General features: G+C 44.9%; 3 protein-coding genes and 1 pseudogene. All 4 read right to left on the bottom strand.

The window, feature by feature from the left end:
• Positions 1-357, bottom strand: a pseudogene (locus WB217_RS18780) (peptidase); the annotation flags it as partial.
• Between the two features lie 14 nt (positions 358-371).
• Positions 372-1,037, bottom strand: coding sequence for a 3-oxoacid CoA-transferase subunit B (locus tag WB217_RS18775; protein ID WP_423994855.1), 666 nt, complete (start codon positions 1,035-1,037; stop codon positions 372-374).
• Entirely contained in the window at positions 1,022-1,732 is a 711-nt protein-coding gene (locus WB217_RS18770; RefSeq protein WP_423994853.1) for a CoA transferase subunit A, read from the bottom strand. The genes WB217_RS18775 and WB217_RS18770 overlap by 16 nt, the downstream gene beginning before the upstream one ends.
• On the bottom strand, positions 1,716-2,173 hold a 458-nt coding region (locus WB217_RS18765), incomplete at its 5' end, for an aminotransferase class III-fold pyridoxal phosphate-dependent enzyme (protein WP_423994852.1). The genes WB217_RS18770 and WB217_RS18765, both read right to left, overlap by 17 nt.

Here is a 2,173-nt window from a genome sequence, read left to right as displayed (position 1 = left end):
GCTAAATGGATCCCGTTCCCAATCATTTGGATCCCCAGCAGGAACAACATCGATATGTCCATTTAAGATCATGGATTTACCGCTGCCTGTCCCTTTCATAACCCCGATTGCATTCGGGTTTCCTGTGAAGTCCTTGCGGTCAGAGCAAAATGCAGGGTGGGAAATAAGGTCTTCACCGCCGATTTCCCAAATATCCATTTCAAGACCAAGCTCCCGGCATTTTTCGATGATGACTGCCTGCGCTCCGCTTTCCTTTCCCCTGGTGCTCCCCTCCTGGACAAGCTTTTGCAATAAACGTGTACCCCTGATCCTATTTTCAGTAATGTAACTCCGCACTTTTTGCTTAGCAGAATGCACGATATCAGCCCCTTTTAATATTCGATGACTCGGATGTCTTCTGCGACGGAAAAATCGCAAGCCGTTTTTGCGGCAATCTCTGCAACTGTATGTGGAGCAAATCTCTCAGTCAAAGTTAATGAGCCTTCGATTATCTTAAAAACCGCAAGATCAGTGATTATAAGGTCAACACAATTTGCTGCAGTCAATGGCAAAGTACAGGATTCTACTATTTTAGAAGTTCCGTTTTTGTCTGTGTGGTTCATTAAGACTGCTACTTTCCTTGCTTTTTGGGCCAGTTCCATGGCTCCGCCCATTCCTGGTATTTTCTTTCCAGGAACAATCCAGTTTGCAAGATCCCCTTTTTGGCTTACTTGCAATGAGCCAAGTATGGTAAGGTCAACCCTTCCTCTTCTGATCATCCCGAACGCTACGGCACTATCACAGTAGGACGCGCCGGAGAGTACCGTAACAGGAAAGCCTCCTGCATTGCACAAATTTTCATCCTCTAGATTCTTTTCGGGAGACTCACCCATACCGACAATCCCATTTTCTGCATGGAACATGACATTTAAGTCTGAAGAAAGGTGATTGGGGACAAGAGAAGGTATGCCGATTCCTAAATTGACAACCATCCCCGGAGATATTTCTTCGGCTGCCCGCTTGGCCATTTTATTCCTGAGATCTATTCCCATGCCCATTTCCAATTCACTCCTCCTGAAGGAATAACCATATCGACAAATACTCCAGGTGTCACAATTTCCTCGGGATCAAGGCAGCCAAGTGGAACGATTTCCTCAGCCTCAGCTATAGTGAAATTTCCTGCCATTGCGACAAGCGGGTTGGTATTTCGTGCACTTTTATCAAATACAAGATTTCCATACGGGTCAGCCTTCTTCGCATAGACGATTGAAACTTCTGCAGTCAGAGCTGTTTCGACCAAATAGTCACTGCCGTTGAGATTCATTTTCTTTTTACCTTTTGAAACAAACTCATGATCGACACCTACATCGGTTAATATCGCACCAAGCCCCATTCCGCCAGCCCTGATTCTTTCCGTTAATGTTCCCTGAGGCGAAAACTCCACTTCCAATTTCCCCTTAGTCATCAGTTCTCCAGCCACTGGGTTGGAACCGATATGTGAAGCGATAATTCTCTTAGCCCTTCCCCGGCTGACGACTTTCCCAATTCCAATATCAGGAAAACCGGTATCATTACCGATCAGCACAAGGTTTTTAATGTTTTTGTCAAGAATACCGTCAATAAGGCTCGGCGGTGAACCGACTCCTCCAAATCCACCAAACATCAATGTCATTCCATCGTGAAAGTGCTCCATCGCTTGCTCCAGTGTTCCGATTTTACCGAATGGATTTTCCATTTTAGTTTTCAACTCCATTTCCTTCTGGCAATCCTAGTATTTTATATGCTTCGGCAAAAGTAGATTTCAGCAGGGAAACCAACTCATCAATCTCCCTTTTGGTAATAGTCAAAGGCGGTGAGATGATAATCGCGTCCCCAGACAGACCATCGAGTCCAGAGCCAGCTGGATAAAGCAGTATTCCTTTTTCTCTTCCGATTTTTACGAGCATGTCGGTTAGTTTCAGGCTTCTTTCGAAAGGTATTTTTGCTTCAGGAAGCTTGACGAATTCCAGCCCAATCAGCAATCCCTTCCCCCTTACTTCACCGATAAAGGGGAACAGTGACTTCAGTTTTTCTAGTTTATTTCTCAAATAAACTGCCTTTGAATCTACATTCTTTAAAATCTCGTTTTTTTCCAAATAGCCAAGAACGGCAAGTGCGGCTGCGCACGATTGGGGATTGGCGCTAAGTGTATGAC

Source organism: Mesobacillus sp., from assembly GCF_049588175.1.
Classification (GTDB): Bacteria; Bacillota; Bacilli; order Bacillales; family Cytobacillaceae; genus Mesobacillus.
Note: the sequence above shows the minus strand (reverse complement) of the source record. Positions and strands in the feature narration are given on the sequence as shown.

Bases quoted from the DNA above. Each gene is read 5' to 3' on its own strand.
- WB217_RS18775 (WP_423994855.1), bottom strand. From the start codon at position 1,037: ATGGGCATGGGAATAGATCTCAGGAATAAAATGGCCAAGCGGGCAGCC.
- WB217_RS18770 (WP_423994853.1), bottom strand. From the start codon at position 1,732: ATGGAGTTGAAAACTAAAATGGAAAATCCATTCGGTAAAATCGGAACA.